Source organism: Pantoea sp. UYEF8 (genome assembly GCF_040546285.1).
GTDB classification, from domain to species: Bacteria; Pseudomonadota; Gammaproteobacteria; order Enterobacterales; family Enterobacteriaceae; genus Pantoea; species Pantoea brenneri.
In genome coordinates this window covers 53,604-72,334 of record NZ_JBEPNM010000006.1, presented here as the reverse complement: position 1 = coordinate 72,334, position 18,731 = coordinate 53,604, and the positions used below count along the sequence as shown (strand labels likewise).

Below are 18,731 nucleotides of genomic sequence, written 5' to 3'. Positions count from 1 at the left end.
AATTCATCCCGGCTTCTAAAGAAAAATAACAGGCTACATCCGCTGGCTTCGTGAATAAACTAACCGCCAGCACCAGGATAAACTGTGGAGTGGCACAGAATCACCATGCTGTTTTCATAATCTGCTATTGCTCAAACTTTCAACACCCCGACCGGTTAAATCAGCCGCCGCCAAAATCGCGCAGCACAGTAGCCTGATTCGTATGCGTACCACCCTGGTGCGTCAGAATGCGCTTGCCGCTCAGCGGCGAGATCGCGAACATCCTGTGATGAAAACCGTTTTCTTTTTCCAGCTAAACTTCTGATATGTCGTTGGAAAACAGCTTTATTTGTGAAATCCTGATGGACAGACTGATTTATAAGCTTGTGATTTCAATAAAAACAACAGGATAGGTTAAATTTTGTTTGATAAGGTGAGCGAATTGCAGGAACAACCCAACGGGAAAGCGCCCCCGGTGCGGTTATTATTTAGCGCGTTGCTGCTGGTGATGCTGCTGGCTGCGCTGGATCAGACCATCGTTTCCACTGCGCTGCCGACCATCACCGGCGAGCTGGGAGGGCTGGATCGGCTGTCATGGATTGTGACCGCTTATACCCTGTCATCGACCATTGTGGTGCCGCTGTACGGTAAATTCGGCGATCTGTTTGGCCGCAAACGGGTACTGCAGATTGCGATAGTGCTGTTTCTGCTGGGCTCCGCACTGTGTGGTCTGGCGCAGAATATGACGCAACTGGTGCTGACCCGGGCGCTACAGGGACTGGGTGGCGGCGGGCTGATGGTGGTCAGTATGGCGGCGGTGGCCGATGTGATCCCACCGGCTGAACGGGGAAAATATCAGGGCTTATTCGGCGGCGTGTTCGGGCTGGCCACGGTGCTGGGACCGCTGCTGGGCGGCGCAATTGTGCAACACGTCTCCTGGCGCTGGATCTTCTATATCAATCTGCCGCTGGGTCTGTTCGCTCTGCTGGTGATCGGCATCGTCTTCAATTCAGGCGGTAAACGCACCCGGCACGAAATTGATTACCCGGGCGCGATCTGCCTGAGCATGGCGCTGCTGGGCATTACCCTGTTTACCAGCGAAGGGGGCACCATCAGGCCGTGGTCCGATCCGCAACTGTGGTGCATTCTGGCGTTCGGTCTGGTCGGCTGCATTGGCTTTATTTATGAAGAACGCCGGGCGTGGGAACCGATTATTCCGCTCACGCTGTTCCGCAACCGCAGCTTTGTGCTGAGTAGTCTGATCGGCTTCATTATTGGTATGTCGCTGTTTGGCAGCGTCACCTTTTTGCCGCTTTATCTGCAGGTGGTGAAAGGGGCCACGCCAACCGAGGCGGGCCTGCAACTGCTGCCGCTGATGGGCGGCTTGCTGACCACCTCTATTATCAGCGGACGCATCATCAGCAAAACCGGACGTTATCGCCTGTTCCCCATTGTCGGCACTTTACTGGCTACCGCCGGGCTGGCGCTGATGACCACCATTACCATCACATCGCCGTTATGGCAGCTTCAGTTATTTAGTGCCGTGCTGGGGATGGGACTGGGCATGGTGATGCAGATACTGGTGCTGGTGGTGCAGAACAGCATTGAACCGGCGCTGACCGGCGTAGCCACTTCGTCGGTGACGCTGTTTCGTTCGATTGGCGGCTCAATTGGGGTGGCGCTGTTTGGCACCATTTTCAGTCAGGTGCTGAAATCGCAGCTTGAAGCGCTGATGCCGGCCGGAACCGTGCTGTCGCCCGCGATCTCGCCCGCAGCGCTGAATCAGCTGCCGGCCGATATCCGGCACGATTATCTGCAGGCGTTTGGTGCGGCGATTCATGCGGCATTTATGATGGCGGCCTGCGTCATGGTGCTGGCCTTTATCCTGTCGCTGCTGATGCGTGAGGAGCCGCTGAAAAAAGGGACGCAGGGATGAGAAAATGCACGGCGGAACCCGCCGTGCAGCGTTGCTTTCAGCGATAAAACGCCGGTTTTTCCGCCATCGTTACCGGCACAATCTGACCGGAATTCTGCGCCGCGACGCAGGCGTCGGCCGCCACCGCAGCCGCATAGCCATCCCAGGCTGAGGGACCGGTCATCTCACCAGCGATAACGTTATTAATGAACGCCTGCAGCTCGACGTCATAGGCGTCAATAAAACGCTTTTTCCAGTCGGTCAGGATAGTGGTCGACAGCTTAGCTGCGCTGCGAAGCTGCACTGACATCGGCTCAGGCAGACGGGCAATGCCGCTTTCACCCACCACTTCGCACTGAATGTCATAGCCATATTCACAGTTAACAAAAATTTCGACATCAATACGCGCGCCTTTGGCGGTTTCCAGCAACACGATTTGCGGATCGCGCAGGTGTGACGAGGCCTTACGGGTTTTGCGCGGGAAGATCACCTGTGCGCTGACATAGTCATCGTTCAGCAGCCAGCGCAGCACATCCAGTTCGTGGATCAGCGTATCGGTGATGGCCATATCGGTGGTGTAGCTGTCACCCACTTCCGGGTTACGGTGCGCGCAGTGCAGCATCAGCGGTTCGCCAATCTCGCCGCTGTCGATCACCGCTTTCAGTGCCCGGTAGCCGCTGTCATACGGCCGCATAAATCCGACCTGCACCAGCTGGCGACCCGCCTTGATCTCCGCCTCAACAATATTCAGACAGCCTTCGGCGGTGACCGCCAGCGGCTTCTCGCAGAACACCGCTTTGCCAGCCTCGATAGCGGCCAGCACAAAGGCTTCATGGGTCGGACCCCAGGAGGTGACCAGCACCGCATTGACCTGCGGATCGTTGATCAGCTCAATCGCGTTATCATAAATACGCGCTTCAGGCGTCAGCTGATCGACAACCTGCTGACAGTTGTCACGATTGATGTCGTTGAGTGCTACCACCCGCGCATTCTGCAATACCGTGCTGCAACGACGGATGTGTTCGCGACCGATCGCACCGGTTCCGATAACGCCAATATTGATAGTCATAGTGCTTCCTTAATCAGGCTGAGTGGTTCAACAGCTGAATGCTGTCGCGAATTTCGCGGATGATGTCTGCTTCCTGCCAGTCATTCATCACCGATGAGAACGGTTCAAAGGCGTAAAGGCCGGTGTAGCCCATTTTTTCCAGCCGCTCGACCTGCTGCTTGCTGCGTAAGCGATCGTCGGCGCTCAGCATGATGCGTTCTTCATCGGTAAGCTGGGCGACCGGCCGCGGATCGGTTACGCCAGACAGGTGAACCAGCCCGAGCTGCTGCACATCAATCTCCTGTTCGAAGCCGTTTTCAGCATCCTCAAACAGATGATGGTGGAAGGTATCAATCAGCAGCCGGAACGGTACATCGGCCTGTTTGATCAGCGCCTGCGCCTGAATTGCTGAGCGCAGCGAACTTTGCGGAAAGCCAAGTGGCTCCACCAGTCCCTGAATGCCGTAGTCGGCAAACAGCGGCCCTAAGATTTTCAGCGCAGCAACGGTATCCGCCGCGCTGATCGGGGTGCCATCGTTCAGCGGGCAGAGCACCAGCGACTCGGCACCCACCGCCCGGGCATCGCTCAGCAGCTGGCGGGTGCGCTGCAGCACCTCATCGTTCAGCTGGTTAAACGGGTAGACCGCATTGATGGTAACGATCTCAATGCCTGACTGGCGTGCCAGCACCTTAACCTGTTCACCGGTCAGATCGTCGGTAACGCGTCCGCTGCGCATGTCGTTGCGCAGTTCGACTTTATGAATACCCAGCTGAGTCACCAGATTAAAAAAACGTTCGATGCTCAGAGTGGGCGCAATTTTGCGGTTTACACAAAAACGTGCCTGTGGAATAGATAAGCTCATAGTCATTTCCTGAAAGTAATGTGTGCGTAATAATCGGGTTTAATCGTCATCGGTTATTTAATCGGTGAACGTCGCTATTTCCTCTCTGACCGTCGTTAAGCGAAAGTGATATCTCTGCGGGCTCCATGCGGCAGCATTATTTTTTGCCGTTATAAAGCGCGTAGAAATAGTGCTCTACCTGCTCAAGACTTCTTCCTTTGGTTTCGGGAATAAACTTCATGACGAAAACAGAACCACCGATGCCGATGAGGGCGAAAATAAGGAACGCACCCGACAGACCAAAGGCGGCTAATAACATCGGGAAGGCCATCGAAATGGCGAAATTAGCGATCCACAGTGAAAAGACCGCGCCACCCATGCAGATGCCGCGCATCCGGGCAGGGAAAATTTCCGACAGCAGCAGCCAGGTCACCGGCGACAGCGCACCCTGCTGGAAGCAGAGGAACATCAGCATTCCCGCCAGTACCAGATAAGCGCGCAGCAGGTTAACCGCGCCCTGCTGATATTCCGGCATCAGCCAGCAGATCAGCCCGATGAAGAATAAGCAGCAGGTACAGCCCATCTGACCAATCAGCACCAGCGGGCGACGGCCGACTTTGCCGATCAGCCAGATGCCGACGAGGGTCATCACCACTGAAATCGCACCGTTAGCGATGGTGGCAAACAGCGCGGCATCGTTACTCAGGCCAGCGGCTGTCAGCATGGTCGGCGCGTAGTACATGATGGTATTTACGCCGGTCAGCTGCTGAATGGCGGCGATACCAATGCCGAGCAGGAATATTTTTATCAGCCACGGCGTGGCCAGATCGCGCAGCCGGCCTTTGCCCTGCTGGCGGTTCTCTTCAATCGTCTCTTCGATCTCTTCGAGTTCCCACTCCACATCCTCGGCTGCGCGGGTTTTCTCCAGCACCTCGCGGGCCGCCTGACTGCGGCCTTTCATCACGTGCCAGCGCGGGCTTTCCGGCATGAATATCATGCCAATCCACAACAGGATGGCGGGCACAATCGACAGTGCCAGCATCCAGCGCCAGGTATTTTCGCCGCCCCAGATATCGTTGAAGGTGGCGTTGGAGATGTACGCCAGCAATTGGCCGCTGACGATCATCAGCTCCTGCAGCGTCACCAGCTGGCCGCGTTTATTGGCTGGCGCGATTTCTGCGATATAGACCGGTACCGTCGCGGCCGCACCGCCTACCGCGAATCCGAGAAACAGGCGTGAGGCGATCATCCACTCCACGTCCGGGGCGATGGCTGAGCCCACTGCGCCGAAGGCGAAAATCAGCGCCAGCGCAATGATGATGCGCCGTCTGCCGAGGCTATCCGCCAGGTGGCCAGCGGCCAGTGCGCCAAAGGAGGCACCAAACAGCAGCGAGCTGGTGACCAGTCCGGTGGTCAGCGGGGTGAGGTGCAGATCGCCACGCATAAACAGCAGCGCACCCGACACCACGCCGGTGTCGTAGCCAAACAGCAGGCCGCCCAGCGTCGCCACCAGCGCAATAATCTTCACAAACGGCCCGGTACGGGTGGCGCTATTAGGGCCAGATGCCGGGTTCGACGAGATATACAGTTCTTTTTCCATGAAAACTCCAGGTGAAAACAGGCCAGGTAAAACGTCAGAACATGAAGGAGCATTCACCCTACTGATATTTATATTTCGGGTTAAATTATATTTGGAATTTAGTTTTCATTTTGTGAGCTCAAGCCTTCCGGCCATTTTATTTTGATGGGATTCCATCAGGATGCGAATAAACGGTTTAAATTTAAGCTGGTTATTGAGCGCGGGAATAAAGCGTCACCATGTGAAGAGAAGGCGGGGCCGGTGAAACAAAGGGGCTGGAATTGTCTTATTTTCGGATAAATAACCGCAGGATGAAATAAACATCCCAAACCGCAGGGGGAAATTAAAATAACAGCCGGCAGGCGGACGACGGGCGCGACCGGAGGATCTGCGCCGTCAGATTAGCGGATCACCAGGCCGCTCAGGGCAGAGAGCAGCGCATCCACTTTGGGCAGAAATTGTTTGCGACGAGGCCACACCACGCTGAGCGTCAGTCCGTCAGGCTGCAACTGGGGAAGAACGATCTCCAGTTCTCCGGCGGCGACTGACTGGCGAATCAGCCAGGAAGGCATTTGTGCGATACCCAGACCAGCTTTTACCGCCTGCATCTGCGCATCCACATCACCTAATGCCATCCGGTAAGGCACATCGCGCCAGTTCGCTTGACCATCTTCAGTAGTAAACAGCCAGGGTTTGGTGCTGCCGTCAACGCGCTGATAAAGGATGGCGCGGTGATTCAGTAACCCGGCCTGGTTGTGTGGCCGGCCTTCACGATCGAGATAGGTCGGTGCAGCGCAGAACTGCATCTGCTCACGGCCCATGTTACGCCAGCCCAGCGAGGCGGGCAGGTCGGGCGCACCGCCAATCCGCACCGCGACATCCACCCCTTCATCAAACAGGTCGACGAACCGATCGGAAAAACTCAGGCTGAGCGCCAGTTCAGGGTGCTGCTGACAGAACGGCATCAGCAACGGCATCACGTTAAGCCGGCCATAGGTGTTGGGCACCGCCAGTCGCAGGCGGCCGGAGGGAATGGTGCGCTGCGCCGCCAGCACCGCTTCGGTCTCGGCCAGATCTTCCAGAATACGCAGGCAGGTCTGGTAATAGGCGCTGCCGGCATCGGTCAATTGCAGGCTGCGGGTCGTGCGTTCCAGCAATCGGGAACCTAATCTTGTTTCAAGCCGGCTGACACTTTTACTGACGGCCGAGCCGGTAACATGCAGGCGCTCAGCGGCAGCGGTAAAGCTGCCGCATTCCACGCTGGCAACAAAAGGCAGGATATCTTTGAGGCGCTGATCGTGCATTGATTAATGAACTCAGGTTGAGAATGCTATGAATTAATGCCAGAGATAAGAACTCAATTCTCTATTAGGCTTAGCATTACGCAAAACGAGGAGAAATCAAATGAAAAAACAGGCTTTGATTGTGGGTATCAGCGGCGTTATCGGCCGCGCACTGGCGGACAAACTGCAGCAGGAGGGCTGGCAGGTGACCGGTCTGTCACGCGGACGCGGCGCGGTACCGGAAGGCGCGACCAGTCTGACAGCCGATCTGACCGATGCTGACGCGGTGCGCGAAGCACTGAAGTCGGTGAAACCGGATGCCGTTTTCTTCAGCGTCTGGGCGCGCCAGGAGAATGAAAAAGAGAACATCCGGGTTAACGGCGGCATGGTACGCAACGTCATCGAGGCGCTGGGCGAAAGGCTGAAGGGCGCACACGTCGCGCTGGTAACCGGTCTTAAGCACTACCTGGGCCCGTTTGAAGCCTACGGTAAAGGCGCGGTGCCGGTAACGCCGTTCCGTGAAGAGCAGGGTCGTCAGCCAGTCGACAATTTCTATTATGCTCAGGAAGATGAGCTGTTTGCTGGCGCGGAAAAATATGACTACCGCTGGAGCGTTCATCGTCCGCACACCATTATCGGTTACGCCGTCGGTAACGCGATGAACATGGGTCAGACGCTGGCGGTGTATGCCACGCTGTGCAAAGAAAAAGGCTGGCCGTTTATTTTCCCCGGCTCGCCAGAGCAGTGGAATGGCGTGGCTGACATGACCGACGCCGGTTTGCTGGCTGAGCAACTGCACTGGGCGGCTACGTCTCCTGCGGCGGCCAATCAGGATTTCAACGCCGTGAACGGCGATGTGTTCCGCTGGAGCTGGATGTGGCCGAAGCTGGCTGGCTATTTCGGTATCGAGGCGGCCGAATTCCCGGCGCAGATGATGCCGCTGGAAGGCCGGATGCAGGAAGCGGCCAGCGCCTGGCAGGAGATTGCCCAGCGTCACCAACTGCGCGAAGCGGACATCAATAAGCTCGCGTCCTGGTGGCATACCGACGCCGATCTTGGTCGTCCGATGGAAGCCTTCACCGACATGAGCAAAAGTCGCAAAGCGGGCTTCACCGGCTATCGCAGTACGCTCGACTCCTTCACTCAGCTGTTTGATAAGCTGAAAGCGGAAAAAGTGATCCCGCAGTAAGTCAACAGGCGCCGCATCAGGCGCCTGTTTTGTCTCTGGCTGATGGCTATACTTCTGCTCTCGCTGAATTAACAGAGGAACTGAGATTATGGCGGCATGTTTTATTATCGGCGCGGCGGGTAAAGTGGGTCTGCGACTGACCCGCCAGCTAAGCGCTAAGCAGCACGCGGTTTCGGCGCTGCACCGTAAACCGGAGCAGGCTGCTACCCTGCAGGCCGCTGGCGCGCAGCCGGTATCAGGTGATATTCAGCAACTGACGGTTGACGAGCTGGCGCAAAAGATGGCCGGTCACGAGGTGGTGGTTTTCACCGCCGGTGCGGGTGGCGCGGGTATTGCGCTGACCAATGCGATTGACGGCGACGGGCTGGATCTGGCGGTCGCGGCGGCGGAACAGGCGGGTGTGCCACGCTTTATTCTGGTCTCGGCGTTTCCGGATGCTGGTCGCGGTAAAGCGATTTCGGAAGGATTTGAAAACTATATGCGGGTCAAAAGGCTGGCGGATGCGCGGCTGGTGGCGAGCGGGCTGGAGTGGGTGATCCTGCGTCCGGGAACGCTAACCGATGCAGCCGGCACCGGTCGGGTACAGGCCGATCTGGCGATCCCGTACGGGGAAATCCCGCGTGATGATGTCGCCGCCACGCTGGCTGGCCTGATTGAAACTCCGGCGATTAAGTATCAGATTATCGAGCTGACCAGCGGCGACCAGCCGATTGAGACGGCGCTGCAACGATTACAGCGCTATTAAGCCAGCAAAAAAAAGCCCCGTAATCGGGGCTTTTTTATTACTTAACGCATTTCGCGCAGTGTTGTCGCTCGATGTGCTGGAAGAAATCGTTGCCTTTGTCATCGACCAGGATAAAGGCAGGGAAGTTCTCCACCTCAATTTTCCAGATCGCTTCCATACCCAGTTCAGCATACTCCACGCATTCCAGACGCTTGATGCTCTGTTGCGCCAGTACCGCAGCCGGACCCCCGATGCTGCCCAGGTAGAAACCGCCATGTTTTTGACAGGCATCGGTAACCTGCTGACTACGGTTTCCTTTGGCCAGCATAATCTTGCTGCCGCCGTGTGCCTGCAGCAGATCAACATAGGAATCCATGCGGCCAGCGGTGGTTGGGCCGAGTGAGCCAGAAGCGTAACCTTCAGGCGTTTTGGCCGGGCCAGCGTAATAGACCGGATGATCTTTAATGTACTGCGGCAGGCCTTCGCCGTTATCGATGCGCTCTTTCAGCTTGGCGTGCGCAATATCACGCGCCACGATGATGGTGCCGCTCAGCGACAAACGCGTGGAGACCGGGTAGGCCGACAGCTGTGCCAGTATCTGCTCCATCGGACGGTTGAGATCGACATGCAGTACTTCGCCTTCACCCTGCTGACGCAGCGCTTCAGGAATCAGACGACCCGGGTTGGCTTCCAGTTTTTCAATCCAGATGCCTTCGCGGTTGATTTTGGCTTTGATGTTGCGGTCTGCCGAGCAGGAAACGCCCATGCCAATCGGACAGGAAGCGCCGTGGCGTGGCAGACGGATCACCCGAATATCATGGGCAAAATATTTGCCGCCAAACTGTGCGCCAAGGCCGAGTTGCTGCGCGGCTTCCAGCAGTTCCTGCTCCAGCTGGGTATCACGGAACGCCTGGCCGTGCTCATTCCCTTCGGTTGGCAGGCCATCGTAATAATGTGTGGAGGCCAGCTTAACGGTTTTCAGGGTGCTTTCTGCCGAGGTACCACCAATCACAAACGCGATGTGGTACGGCGGGCAGGCAGCGGTGCCGAGCGTGCGCATCTTATCGACCAGATAATTTTTCAGCTTGCCTGGGCTCAGCAGCGCTTTGGTTTCCTGATAGAGATAGGTTTTGTTGGCTGAGCCGCCGCCTTTGGCGATGCAAAGGAACTTATATTCGTCGCCATCCACGCTATAGAGATCAATCTGCGCCGGCAGGTTGGTACCGGTGTTGACCTCTTTATACATATCCAGCGCCGCATTTTGCGAATAGCGCAGGTTATCTTCGATGTAGGTGTTATAGATCCCCTGTGACAGCGCAGCTTCGTCGCCACCACCGGTCCAGACGCGCTGGCCTTTTTTACCCATGATGATGGCGGTGCCGGTATCCTGACAGGTCGGCAATACGCCTTTGGCAGCGATTTCGGAGTTTCTTAAAAACTGCAGAGCGACATATTTGTCGTTATCGCTGGCTTCCGGATCGTCAAGAATCGAGGCGACCTGCTGCTGATGCGCCGGACGCAGCATAAACGAGGCGTCATGAAACGCCTGCTGCGCCAGTAATGTCAGGGCCTGCGGCGCAACTTTCAGCACTTCCTGGCCTTCAAATTCGGCGACGGAAACGTGCTCACGGCTCAGCAGATAGTATTCGGTATCCTCGTGGGTCAGAGGAAAGGGGTTCTGATAGAAGAAAGGTTTGTTCGACATTTTTTCTCACTTAATGACCAGCTGAGCCGTCGCTTTCAGGCCGCGAGGGTCAGCATCATAGGCGAATTAATTGTTTATTATATTTACCCGCCGCCGGGAGGGCGGCGGGTAAGACGTGGAATGGTATCTTATAACGCGTTGATCTGCATGTTGTATCCGTCAGAACATCCACACCATCCACGGATAGGCAATCAGCATCATCGACACCAGGAAGATGGCGCCGAAGATGGTACCCAGACGCCAGTAGTCTTTGGTTGGCAGATAACCGCTGCCGTAATAAATCGGGCTGGGTCCGGTACCGTAGGGGGTAATGATGCCCATCACACCCAGTGAGGTACACAGCATCAGGCAGAAGACCGGCATGTTGATGCCTGGAATTGATGCCGCGATGGTCAGCATTGCCGGTAACAGCGCGGTAGTATGCGCGGTGGTACTGGCGAACAGGTAGTGCAGCAGGAAGAAGGCGATTAACAGCACCACTGCGGAAACCTGCGGATCGTATCCCTGCAACAGCATGCCGCCTTCTTTACCTAACCAGGCGATAAAGCCGACCCGGGCCAGGCCATCGGCCAGTGCCACCAGGGTGGCGAACCAGGCAAAGGTATTCCAGGCCGCTTTGTTGCTGGTGATGTCATTCCAGTTCAGTACCCCGGTCCACAGCATCAGAATAATGACCAGCAGCGCCGCCATAGCCGGTTCAATCCAGGCGGTAGCGAAAATCCACATCAGCAGGGCGCAGACCACAAACACCAGCAGCAGGATTTCGTTACGGGTCAGTTTGCCCAGTTTTGCCAGTTCAGCGATGGCCCATTTCGGCACTTCGTCATTCACTTTCACTTCAGGCGGGTAGAACCAGTACGCCAGCAGCGGCATGGTCAGAATCAGTAACACACCCAGCGGCAGGAAGGCGAGGAACCACATGCCCCATGAGATATCGAAACCGATCACGCTTTTCACCAGCGCCAGTGCCAGCAGGTTCGGGGCCAGCGCAGAGAGAAACATTGAGCTGGTGATACAGGCGGCGGTGATGGCAACCCACATCAGGTAAGAACCGATCTTACGGGCGCTTGGGTCGTTAGGTTTGGAGCCGTAAAGCGGCGGCAGGTTAGCAATGATTGGGTAGATAGTCCCGCCGCTGCGCGCGGTGTTTGATGGCGTAAACGGTGCCAGCAACAGGTCGGCAAAGGTGATGGCGTAGCCGAGCGTCAGGCTGCGGCGACCGAGATATTTCACCAGAATCAGCGCCAGTCGACGTCCAAACTGGGTCTTGTCGTACCCGGCGGCGAACATAAAGGCACCGAAAATCAGCCAGACGGTAGAGTTGCCGAAGCCGCTCACCGCCCACTTAAATGACTCACTGGCGAGTTTGAATTTCGGGTTCGCCAGCTCCGCCGGACTGAACAACAGGAACTGACTGAACAGGGCGATGACCACCACGCCAGTCAGACCGATGACCGCGCCCGGTAATGGCTCAAAAATCAGCCCGACAATCACGCCAACAAAGATAGCGAAGAAGTGCCACGCGTAAGGTTCGAGTCCGGCGGGTACCGGCACCAGCAGCAGGAGCACTGCGACCAACACCGGTAAGGCCAGCATGATAGCTTTCTTTTTTCCAGCCGCAGCAGGGGCTGCTTTTGGAGGTTCATTCACAGCTGAGAGTGGTTTCATAGTATTTGTCTGCAAGTTGAGAAGAATGCGATTTGCGCCCCGGTACTTCACTGACTGCTTTCTTTATTATTCTTTATGACGTGAATAAACCGTGATGCCTGAATGTTTTTTGACTCATCGCTGCTAAAAACAGCAGCGTTATAATCCGATGTGAATATGATGCGATTTCTGGAAATATAGATTTTTGATCCAGATCAATAAAATTAAATGGTTATTCCTGATTTTTAACATTTATTTTTAATTTATATCCCGCTACCGGGCGCAGCACCCTTTCTGTGATCCAGATCGGCAGGCGGGAAAGCTGTGAGCTGGCTAGTCTATGACATAACTTGTTGATATGCAAGATGTTGTTTTTAATGTAAACGAAGGGTTGATTTTTGGTAACCCTTGGTTAACAATTAATATAACTTCACTTACCGTTTTCGGCAAATAAAAACTCTAAATGGTTTAAAAGTTTAAAAAGTAAATTTATCGCTTATATAAGAAAAGAAAATGGTATATTTAGGCCATGACATCGGACCACTTAATTAAGCGATACTTTGCGTCCGCTAAAAATTTCCAGACTTTTAAATCTTGGAGTTTATCGCATGAATACTCTCACCCCGATTCTCACTCCCCTGACGCTGCCTAACGGTGCGGTGCTTAAAAATCGATTAGTGATGGCACCTATGACCACCTGTACCGGTTTTTATGACGGCACGGTGACCAGCGAGCTGGTGGAATATTATCGTGCCCGCGCGGGCAGCCTTGGTACCGTCATCGTCGAATGTTGCTTTATCGACAACCGTGGTCCGGCTTTCCCGGGCGCGATTGCCATCGACAGCGACAACAAAATTCCTGGCCTGAAACGCATTGCTGACGCGATAAAATCAGAGGGATCGACCGCGATTCTGCAGATTTATCACGGTGGCCGCATGGTCGAACCGGAGCTGATCGGCGGCAAAACGCCGGTCGCCCCGAGCGCAATCGCTGCACCGCGTGAAGGCGCAACCAAACCACAGGCGCTGACGGCTGAAGAAGTCGATACCATGATCACCAAGTTTGGTGACGCGGTGAACCGTGCGATTAAGGCCGGTTTTGATGGGGTAGAGATTCACGGTGCCAACACCTACCTGATCCAGCAGTTCTACTCCCCGAACTCTAACCAGCGCGACGACAAATGGGGCGGCAGCCGCGACAACCGCGCCCGTTTCCCACTGGAAGTGCTGGAAATCACCCATAAGATGGCGGAGCGCTTTGCGCATAACTCATTCATCATCGGCTATCGCTTCTCGCCGGAAGAGATTGAAGTACCCGGCATCCGCTTTGACGATACGCTCTATCTGCTGGAGAAACTGGCGGCACGCGGACTGGATTACGTCCACTTCTCGGTTGGCCAGCTGCTGCGTCCGTCGATTGTGGATACCCAGGATCCTACTCCGCTGATCGAAAAATACATCGCGATGCGCTCGCCGGTGCTGGCCAAAGTGCCGGTGATTGGCGTCGGTGGCGTGGTGAAAAAATCGGATGCTGAGATGGCGCTGGAAAAAGGCTACGATCTGGTGGCAATAGGTAAAGCCTGTATTGCCTACCCGAACTGGGCCGACCGCATCATCAACAACGAGCATCTCGATCTCTATATCGACAGTAACAAACGTGAAGAGCTGAAAATCCCGGAACCGCTGTGGCGCTTCTCGCTGGTTGACGCGATGATCCGCGACATGAGCGAATCGGGCCGCAAATACAAAGCGGGTGTCTATCAGGAGAAAGTTGAAGCTGAAGCACTGAAGCTGAAAATCAACGTCACGCTGGATACCGACCGTATCACCGACATCTCACTGGTGCCGGATGACACGCTGGACGTCGACTTCACCACCACCTTTGAGAGCCTGCGTAACCGTATTCTGGTGGCAAACAGCCCGCACGTGGATGCGATCACCGGTGCGACCACCCAGAGTGAAGCACTGAAGAAAGCGGTTTCGCGCGCCCTGACCACCTCCAGCAAAGAACATGTGATTGAAGAGGGCGGCAACCCTAACGCACCGCAGAACTATGATGTGGTGGTGGTAGGCAGCGGCGGCGCGGGCCTGGCGGCAGCGATTCAGGCGCACGATGAAGGCGCGCGCGTGGTGATTATCGAGAAGATGCCGACCATCGGCGGTAACACCATCAAGGCGTCAGTCGGCATGAACGCGGCGGAAACCCGCTTCCAGAAACTGAAAGGCATCGAGGACAGCAAAGAGCTGTTCTATGAAGAGACGCTGAAAGGCGGCAAATTCAAAAACAACCCGGTGTTGCTGCGTGAGTTCGTGGACCTGGCGCCGGAAGCGATTGACTGGCTGGCCGACCACGGCATCGAACTGAACGACATCACCATCACCGGCGGTATGAGCATCGATCGTACTCACCGTCCGGCGGATCGTTCAGCCGTTGGCGGATTCCTGATCAGCGGGCTGGTGAAAAATATCAACGCCCGTAATATTGAAGTGCTGCTGGAAACCTCTGTCGCTGAAATCCTCTACGAGAACGGCGCGGTGACCGGCGTGAAAGTGGTCGATGAGTACAATGACAGCCGGATCCTGAATGCGAAAAGCGTGATCGTGGCGACCGGCGGCTTCAGTGCTAACCGCGAGCTGGTGGTGAAATACCGTCCTGAACTGGATGGCTTCGTCACCACCAACCACAAAGGGGCCACCGGTAGCGGTATCGCCATGCTGACCAAAATTGGTGCCGGCACGGTCGATATGGGCGAAATCCAGATTCACCCAACGGTTGAACAGACCACCTCGTATCTGGTGTCTGAATCAATCCGCGGTGGCGGTGCTATCCTGGTCAGTCAGGCGGGTGAACGTTTCTACAACGAAATGGAAACCCGTGACAAAGTCTCGGCGCAAATCATTGCTCTGCCTGAGAAGAGTGCCTGGATTGTGTTTGACGAGCAGGTGCGGATGAATAACAAAGCGGCCGATGAATATATCGCTAAAGGCTTTGTGGTCAGCGCGCCGACGGTCGGTGAACTGGCGGTGAAACTCAACATGGAACACCGGACGCTGGAAGCGACACTGGCCCGCTACAACGGCTTTGTCATTCAGCAGAAAGATGAAGACTTTGGCCGTCAGACCGCGCTGCGTCATCCGCTGAGCGAAGGTCCGTTCTACGCCATCCGTGTTGCGCCGGGCGTCCATCACACCATGGGCGGTGTAACAATCGACACCACCACTGCGGTGCTGGATAGCCAGCAGCAGGTGATTAACGGTGCCTGGGCCTGCGGTGAAGTGGTCGGAGGCATCCACGGCGCTAACCGCATCGGCGGTAACGCCGTCGCTGATATCATCATCTTTGGTATTCTGGCGGGCGGTAACGCGGCAGCTTACGCGAAACGGTAATCGCTCTCTCCGGCATCCGCGCTCAGCGGATGCCGGTTTCCTTGCTTAAAGCAGAGTCGCCTATGTTAACTGATGCGCGTGTCTATGCTTACTCCGCGGTTCTGATGGGTTCGCCCATTCTGCTCAAACTGTTCGAACACAATGAAACCCTTGCCGGCCAGGTCTTCCGTCTGATTAAACAGCAGGAGAACCTGTTCACCGTTAACCGTTCCGGTTCTGAAGTGATGGCGATCAATCAGGCGGCGGGCCAGCATCCGGTGGTGGTGAGTCAGCCGGTATTCGATCTGATTGCCTGCGCTCACGCCGTCAGCCTGTTGCCCGACAGCCGTTTTAACCTGACCATCGGTCCGCTGGTGAAGTGCTGGAAAATTGGCTTTCAGGGCAACAGCGTGCCGCCGGCAGAGAAGTTACAGGCCTGTCTGGCACTGACCAATCCGCATGATGTGATTCTCGACCCGGCGTCGAACAGCGTGATGCTGGCGAAAGCCGGGATGGAAATTGATCTCGGGGCGATCGCCAAAGGCTATATCGCCGATCGGGTGCAGGCGTTTCTGCGTCAGCAGGGGGTGAACAGCGCACTGATTAATCTGGGCGGTAACGTTCAGACGGTCGGCTCACCGGAAGAAGAGGCGTCACCCGGCTGGGCGATTGGCTTGAAAAAACCGTTCGGCACGGCGGATGCGCTGATTGGGGTGATTCACGTAGCAGATAAGTCGGTGGTGACTTCCGGTATCTATGAGCGCTATTTCGAACTGAACGGCGTCTGCTATCACCATATTCTGGATGACCGCAGCGGCTATCCGCTCGATAACGAACTGCTGAGCGTGACGGTGATCTCCGACCGTTCGATTGACGGCGATATCTACACCACGCTGCTGTATGGCATGGGCGTGGAGAAGGGTATCGCCTGCCTCGCCGATTCGCCCGCTATTGAAGCGATTTTTGTGACCCGCGACAAGCAGGTCATCTGCTCGTCACAACGTCACTTTTCTTTCAGTCTGCTGGACGCGGATTACCGGCTGGCTTACTGACAATATTGCTTCAGCAGGGTGTGATATTCCGGCTGCAGACGATAGCGATAGACCGGCCGGCCGGTAACGCCGTAGTGAATGCTGGTGAACAGGATATTAATCTGCGCCAGCCAGATCAGGTATTTCCGGCAGGAAACGCGCGAGATATTCACTTCTGTTGCCAGTTCATCGGTGGAAAACTCGGTGCCCGGATGGGCATCAATCCACAGGCATAAGGTGCGCAACGTCTGTGGCGTCAGGCCTTTAGGCAGCCGTTTCTGCTCACTGGCGCCCGGTGGATTGCCATGCAATAGCTGATCAACATCCGACTGCTGATAAAACTGATGATTATCCATCAGCGCTTTTTTCTGCCGCCAGCCGGTCAGCGCTTCCTCAAAGCGGGCAAACTGGAACGGTTTAATCAGGTAGTCCACCACACCGTAATTAAGCGACGTTTTGATGGTGGCCGCATCGGCGGCGGAAGAGATGATGATCACGTCGACCGGGCGTCCGGCACTGCGCAGTTCGGGCAGCAGGTCGAGACCGTTCTCCTGTTGCATATAGATGTCCAGCAGCACCAGATCGACCTGCGAATCCGACTGGAGTAACTGCTCTTTGGCCTGCTGTAATGTCGAGGCGGTGCCGCAGCAGGTAAAACCGGGGATCTGACCGATATAACAGCGATTCAGCTCGGCGACCATAGCATCATCATCGACAACTAAGACATTGATCATTCGACTTTTCTTCCTCTCTCCCACGGGAGTTGCACTAAAAATTGGGTGAACACACCCGGCTCCGACTCGACGCTGACATTACCGCCCAGGCTTTCTGTCTGCTGTTTAACCAGGAACAGTCCCACGCCGCGATCGTCTCCTTTCGACGAGACGCCTCGTTCGAAGATGGCGGCGAGCTGCGACCCATCAATGCCGGGGCCATCATCACTGACTTCACAGGCCAGCCAGCCATTCTGATAATGCAGCATCAGGTGGATTTCCCCTTCGGTTTCCGGGTCCAGCGCTTCAAGGGCGTTTTCAATTAAATTACCCAGCACGGTGATCAGCACGGCGCTCTGTTGTTCGCTGCCGCAGTCGGGCAGGAAACTGGCTTCATCAATAATCAGCTGATGCCCTTCATCATTCGCCCGGTTGATTTTGCTTAACAGAAAGCCCGCAATGACCGGCGATTTGATCTTCTGTAACAGCGAACCAATCTCAGTCTGGTAGTTGTTCGCCGTCTTAAGAATGTACTCTTCCATCTGCGCATAGTTTTTCATGTGCAGCAGACCCAGAATGACATGCAGCTTATTCATGAACTCATGGGAGCGTTCACGCAACGCATCGACATAGTTTACCATGCCGTCCAGGCGCTGCATTAGCTGGCTAATCTCGGTTTTGTCCCTGAAGGTGGTCACCGCGCCAATAATCCGCTCGCGGCTGCGCACCGGCACGGTATTACTGATCAGAATACGCCCGCCGATGGTGAGTTCCTGATCGTGCCAGGCTTTGCCCTGGTGCAGCGCATCCTGCTGGTGGCTGTGCAGTACGCTCTCTTCCGGCAGGCTATCGCCACTCAGTGGCATTTTGCGGGTGGTCTCGTGCAGCAACTGTTGCGCGGCATGGTTTATCAGGCTGACGCGGGAGTGCTCGTCCACCGCGATCACCCCTTCCTTAATCGAATTAAGGATCGCCTGGCGTTGCTCAAACAGGCTGGAAATTTCATGCGGTTCCAGCCCGAGCAAAATGGTCTTCAGCCGTCTGACCAGAATATAGATACCCAGCAAACCGACAATACCGCCAAATAAGCCGGTCCAGACGATGTTCCAGCGGCTTTTAGCGATCTGCGCCGCCACGTCATTGAGTGAAATCCCGATCGCCACCACGCCAATCTGCTGATGCCTGTCGTCATAAACCGGAGTGAACACCCGTAATGCTTCGACCAGCACACCGTGATTGACCGCAACATTTTCCCGGCCAGCCAGCGCCGGATTGAGATCGTCGCCAATGAAATGTTTGCCGATCGCATCGGGATTAGGATGCGAAAAACGGATGCCTTTCATATCGGTGACCACCACAAACAGCAGATCGTTGCGTTTGCGTGCCGCCTCGGCGACGGGCTGTATCAGGTCGCGACCGTCAGGACGGCGCAGTCCACGCTGAAGCTCGGGACTGTCGGCCACGGTGCGTGCCACCGCCATCGCTTTATCTTTAAGATGCGACTGGGCAAAATTATCTATCTGAATGAAATAGAGCAGATGGACGCACAGCAGGACGGTAAAGATCACCGCCGTCATCATCAGTGTGGTCAGCGTGCTGAGTTTCATCGGGCGTTTATTCACGGCATATCTTTTTTGTGATTGGCTTTTCATCGGTGTTCAGCGCGGGTGAGTGGTTCGCCAGGAAACATACGCTAAGACGCTGCACCCGTA

Annotated in this window: 13 protein-coding genes; 5 read left to right on the top strand and 8 right to left on the bottom strand. The window is 55.7% G+C overall.

Annotation, left to right across the window (positions count from 1 at the left end; all coding sequences use genetic code 11):
• Positions 1-400: 400 nt before the first annotated feature.
• Positions 401-1,915 (top strand): MDR family MFS transporter, encoded by a 1,515-nt coding sequence (locus ABIB18_RS13110; protein WP_227021898.1) that lies wholly within the window; start codon positions 401-403, stop codon positions 1,913-1,915.
• A 37-nt stretch (positions 1,916-1,952) separates the two neighbouring features.
• On the opposite strand, the gene iolG is transcribed toward ABIB18_RS13110, so the two are convergent.
• The 4 genes from iolG to ABIB18_RS13090 form a co-directional block, all read right to left on the bottom strand.
• Positions 1,953-2,963, bottom strand: coding sequence for a bifunctional inositol 2-dehydrogenase/D-chiro-inositol 1-dehydrogenase (gene iolG / locus ABIB18_RS13105; RefSeq protein ID WP_031374409.1), 1,011 nt, complete (start codon positions 2,961-2,963; stop codon positions 1,953-1,955).
• Positions 2,964-2,976: 13 nt separating this feature from the next.
• Positions 2,977-3,804, bottom strand: a complete 828-nt coding sequence (locus ABIB18_RS13100; protein WP_354474276.1) for a TIM barrel protein — start codon at positions 3,802-3,804, stop codon at positions 2,977-2,979.
• A 136-nt stretch (positions 3,805-3,940) separates the two neighbouring features.
• Positions 3,941-5,383 (bottom strand): sugar porter family MFS transporter, encoded by a 1,443-nt coding sequence (locus ABIB18_RS13095; protein WP_354474274.1) that lies wholly within the window; start codon positions 5,381-5,383, stop codon positions 3,941-3,943.
• A gap of 380 nt (positions 5,384-5,763) precedes the next feature.
• Positions 5,764-6,666 (bottom strand): LysR family transcriptional regulator, encoded by a 903-nt coding sequence (locus ABIB18_RS13090; protein ID WP_279809953.1) that lies wholly within the window; start codon positions 6,664-6,666, stop codon positions 5,764-5,766.
• A gap of 100 nt (positions 6,667-6,766) precedes the next feature.
• Here ABIB18_RS13090 and ABIB18_RS13085 point away from each other — a divergent pair, with 100 nt between their 5' ends.
• Positions 6,767-7,834 carry an SDR family oxidoreductase gene (locus ABIB18_RS13085; protein WP_031374413.1) on the top strand — a complete coding sequence of 356 codons (1,068 nt, stop codon included), beginning with the start codon at positions 6,767-6,769 and terminating at the stop codon, positions 7,832-7,834.
• 88 nt (positions 7,835-7,922) lie between these two features.
• A complete protein-coding gene (locus tag ABIB18_RS13080; protein ID WP_031374414.1) occupies positions 7,923-8,579 on the top strand; it encodes an SDR family oxidoreductase in 657 nt (218 codons plus the stop codon).
• A 37-nt stretch (positions 8,580-8,616) separates the two neighbouring features.
• Here the strand turns inward: ABIB18_RS13080 and fumA are convergent, their stop codons facing one another.
• Positions 8,617-10,263: a class I fumarate hydratase FumA gene (gene fumA / locus ABIB18_RS13075; RefSeq protein ID WP_031374415.1), complete on the bottom strand. Its 1,647-nt coding sequence runs from the start codon at positions 10,261-10,263 to the stop codon at positions 8,617-8,619.
• A gap of 159 nt (positions 10,264-10,422) precedes the next feature.
• Positions 10,423-11,931: an anion permease gene (locus tag ABIB18_RS13070; RefSeq protein WP_031374416.1), complete on the bottom strand. Its 1,509-nt coding sequence runs from the start codon at positions 11,929-11,931 to the stop codon at positions 10,423-10,425.
• Positions 11,932-12,518: 587 nt separating this feature from the next.
• Between ABIB18_RS13070 and ABIB18_RS13065 the strand changes: the two genes are divergently transcribed.
• Together ABIB18_RS13065 and ABIB18_RS13060 are read left to right on the top strand one after the other, a co-directional pair.
• A complete protein-coding gene (locus tag ABIB18_RS13065; RefSeq protein ID WP_354474271.1) occupies positions 12,519-15,296 on the top strand; it encodes a flavocytochrome c in 2,778 nt (925 codons plus the stop codon).
• Between the two features lie 62 nt (positions 15,297-15,358).
• Positions 15,359-16,327: an FAD:protein FMN transferase gene (locus ABIB18_RS13060; RefSeq protein WP_354474269.1), complete on the top strand. Its 969-nt coding sequence runs from the start codon at positions 15,359-15,361 to the stop codon at positions 16,325-16,327.
• Here the strand turns inward: ABIB18_RS13060 and dcuR are convergent.
• Positions 16,321-17,040, bottom strand: a complete 720-nt coding sequence (dcuR, locus tag ABIB18_RS13055) for a two-component system response regulator DcuR (protein ID WP_031374418.1) — start codon at positions 17,038-17,040, stop codon at positions 16,321-16,323. The two genes, ABIB18_RS13060 and dcuR, sit on opposite strands and share 7 nt — an antisense overlap.
• The gene (locus tag ABIB18_RS13050; protein WP_425028394.1) at positions 17,037-18,671 is read right to left on the bottom strand and encodes a sensor histidine kinase; all 1,635 of its coding nucleotides are present in this window, start codon (positions 18,669-18,671) and stop codon (positions 17,037-17,039) included. The genes dcuR and ABIB18_RS13050 overlap by 4 nt, the downstream gene beginning before the upstream one ends.
• Positions 18,672-18,731 lie beyond the last annotated feature (60 nt).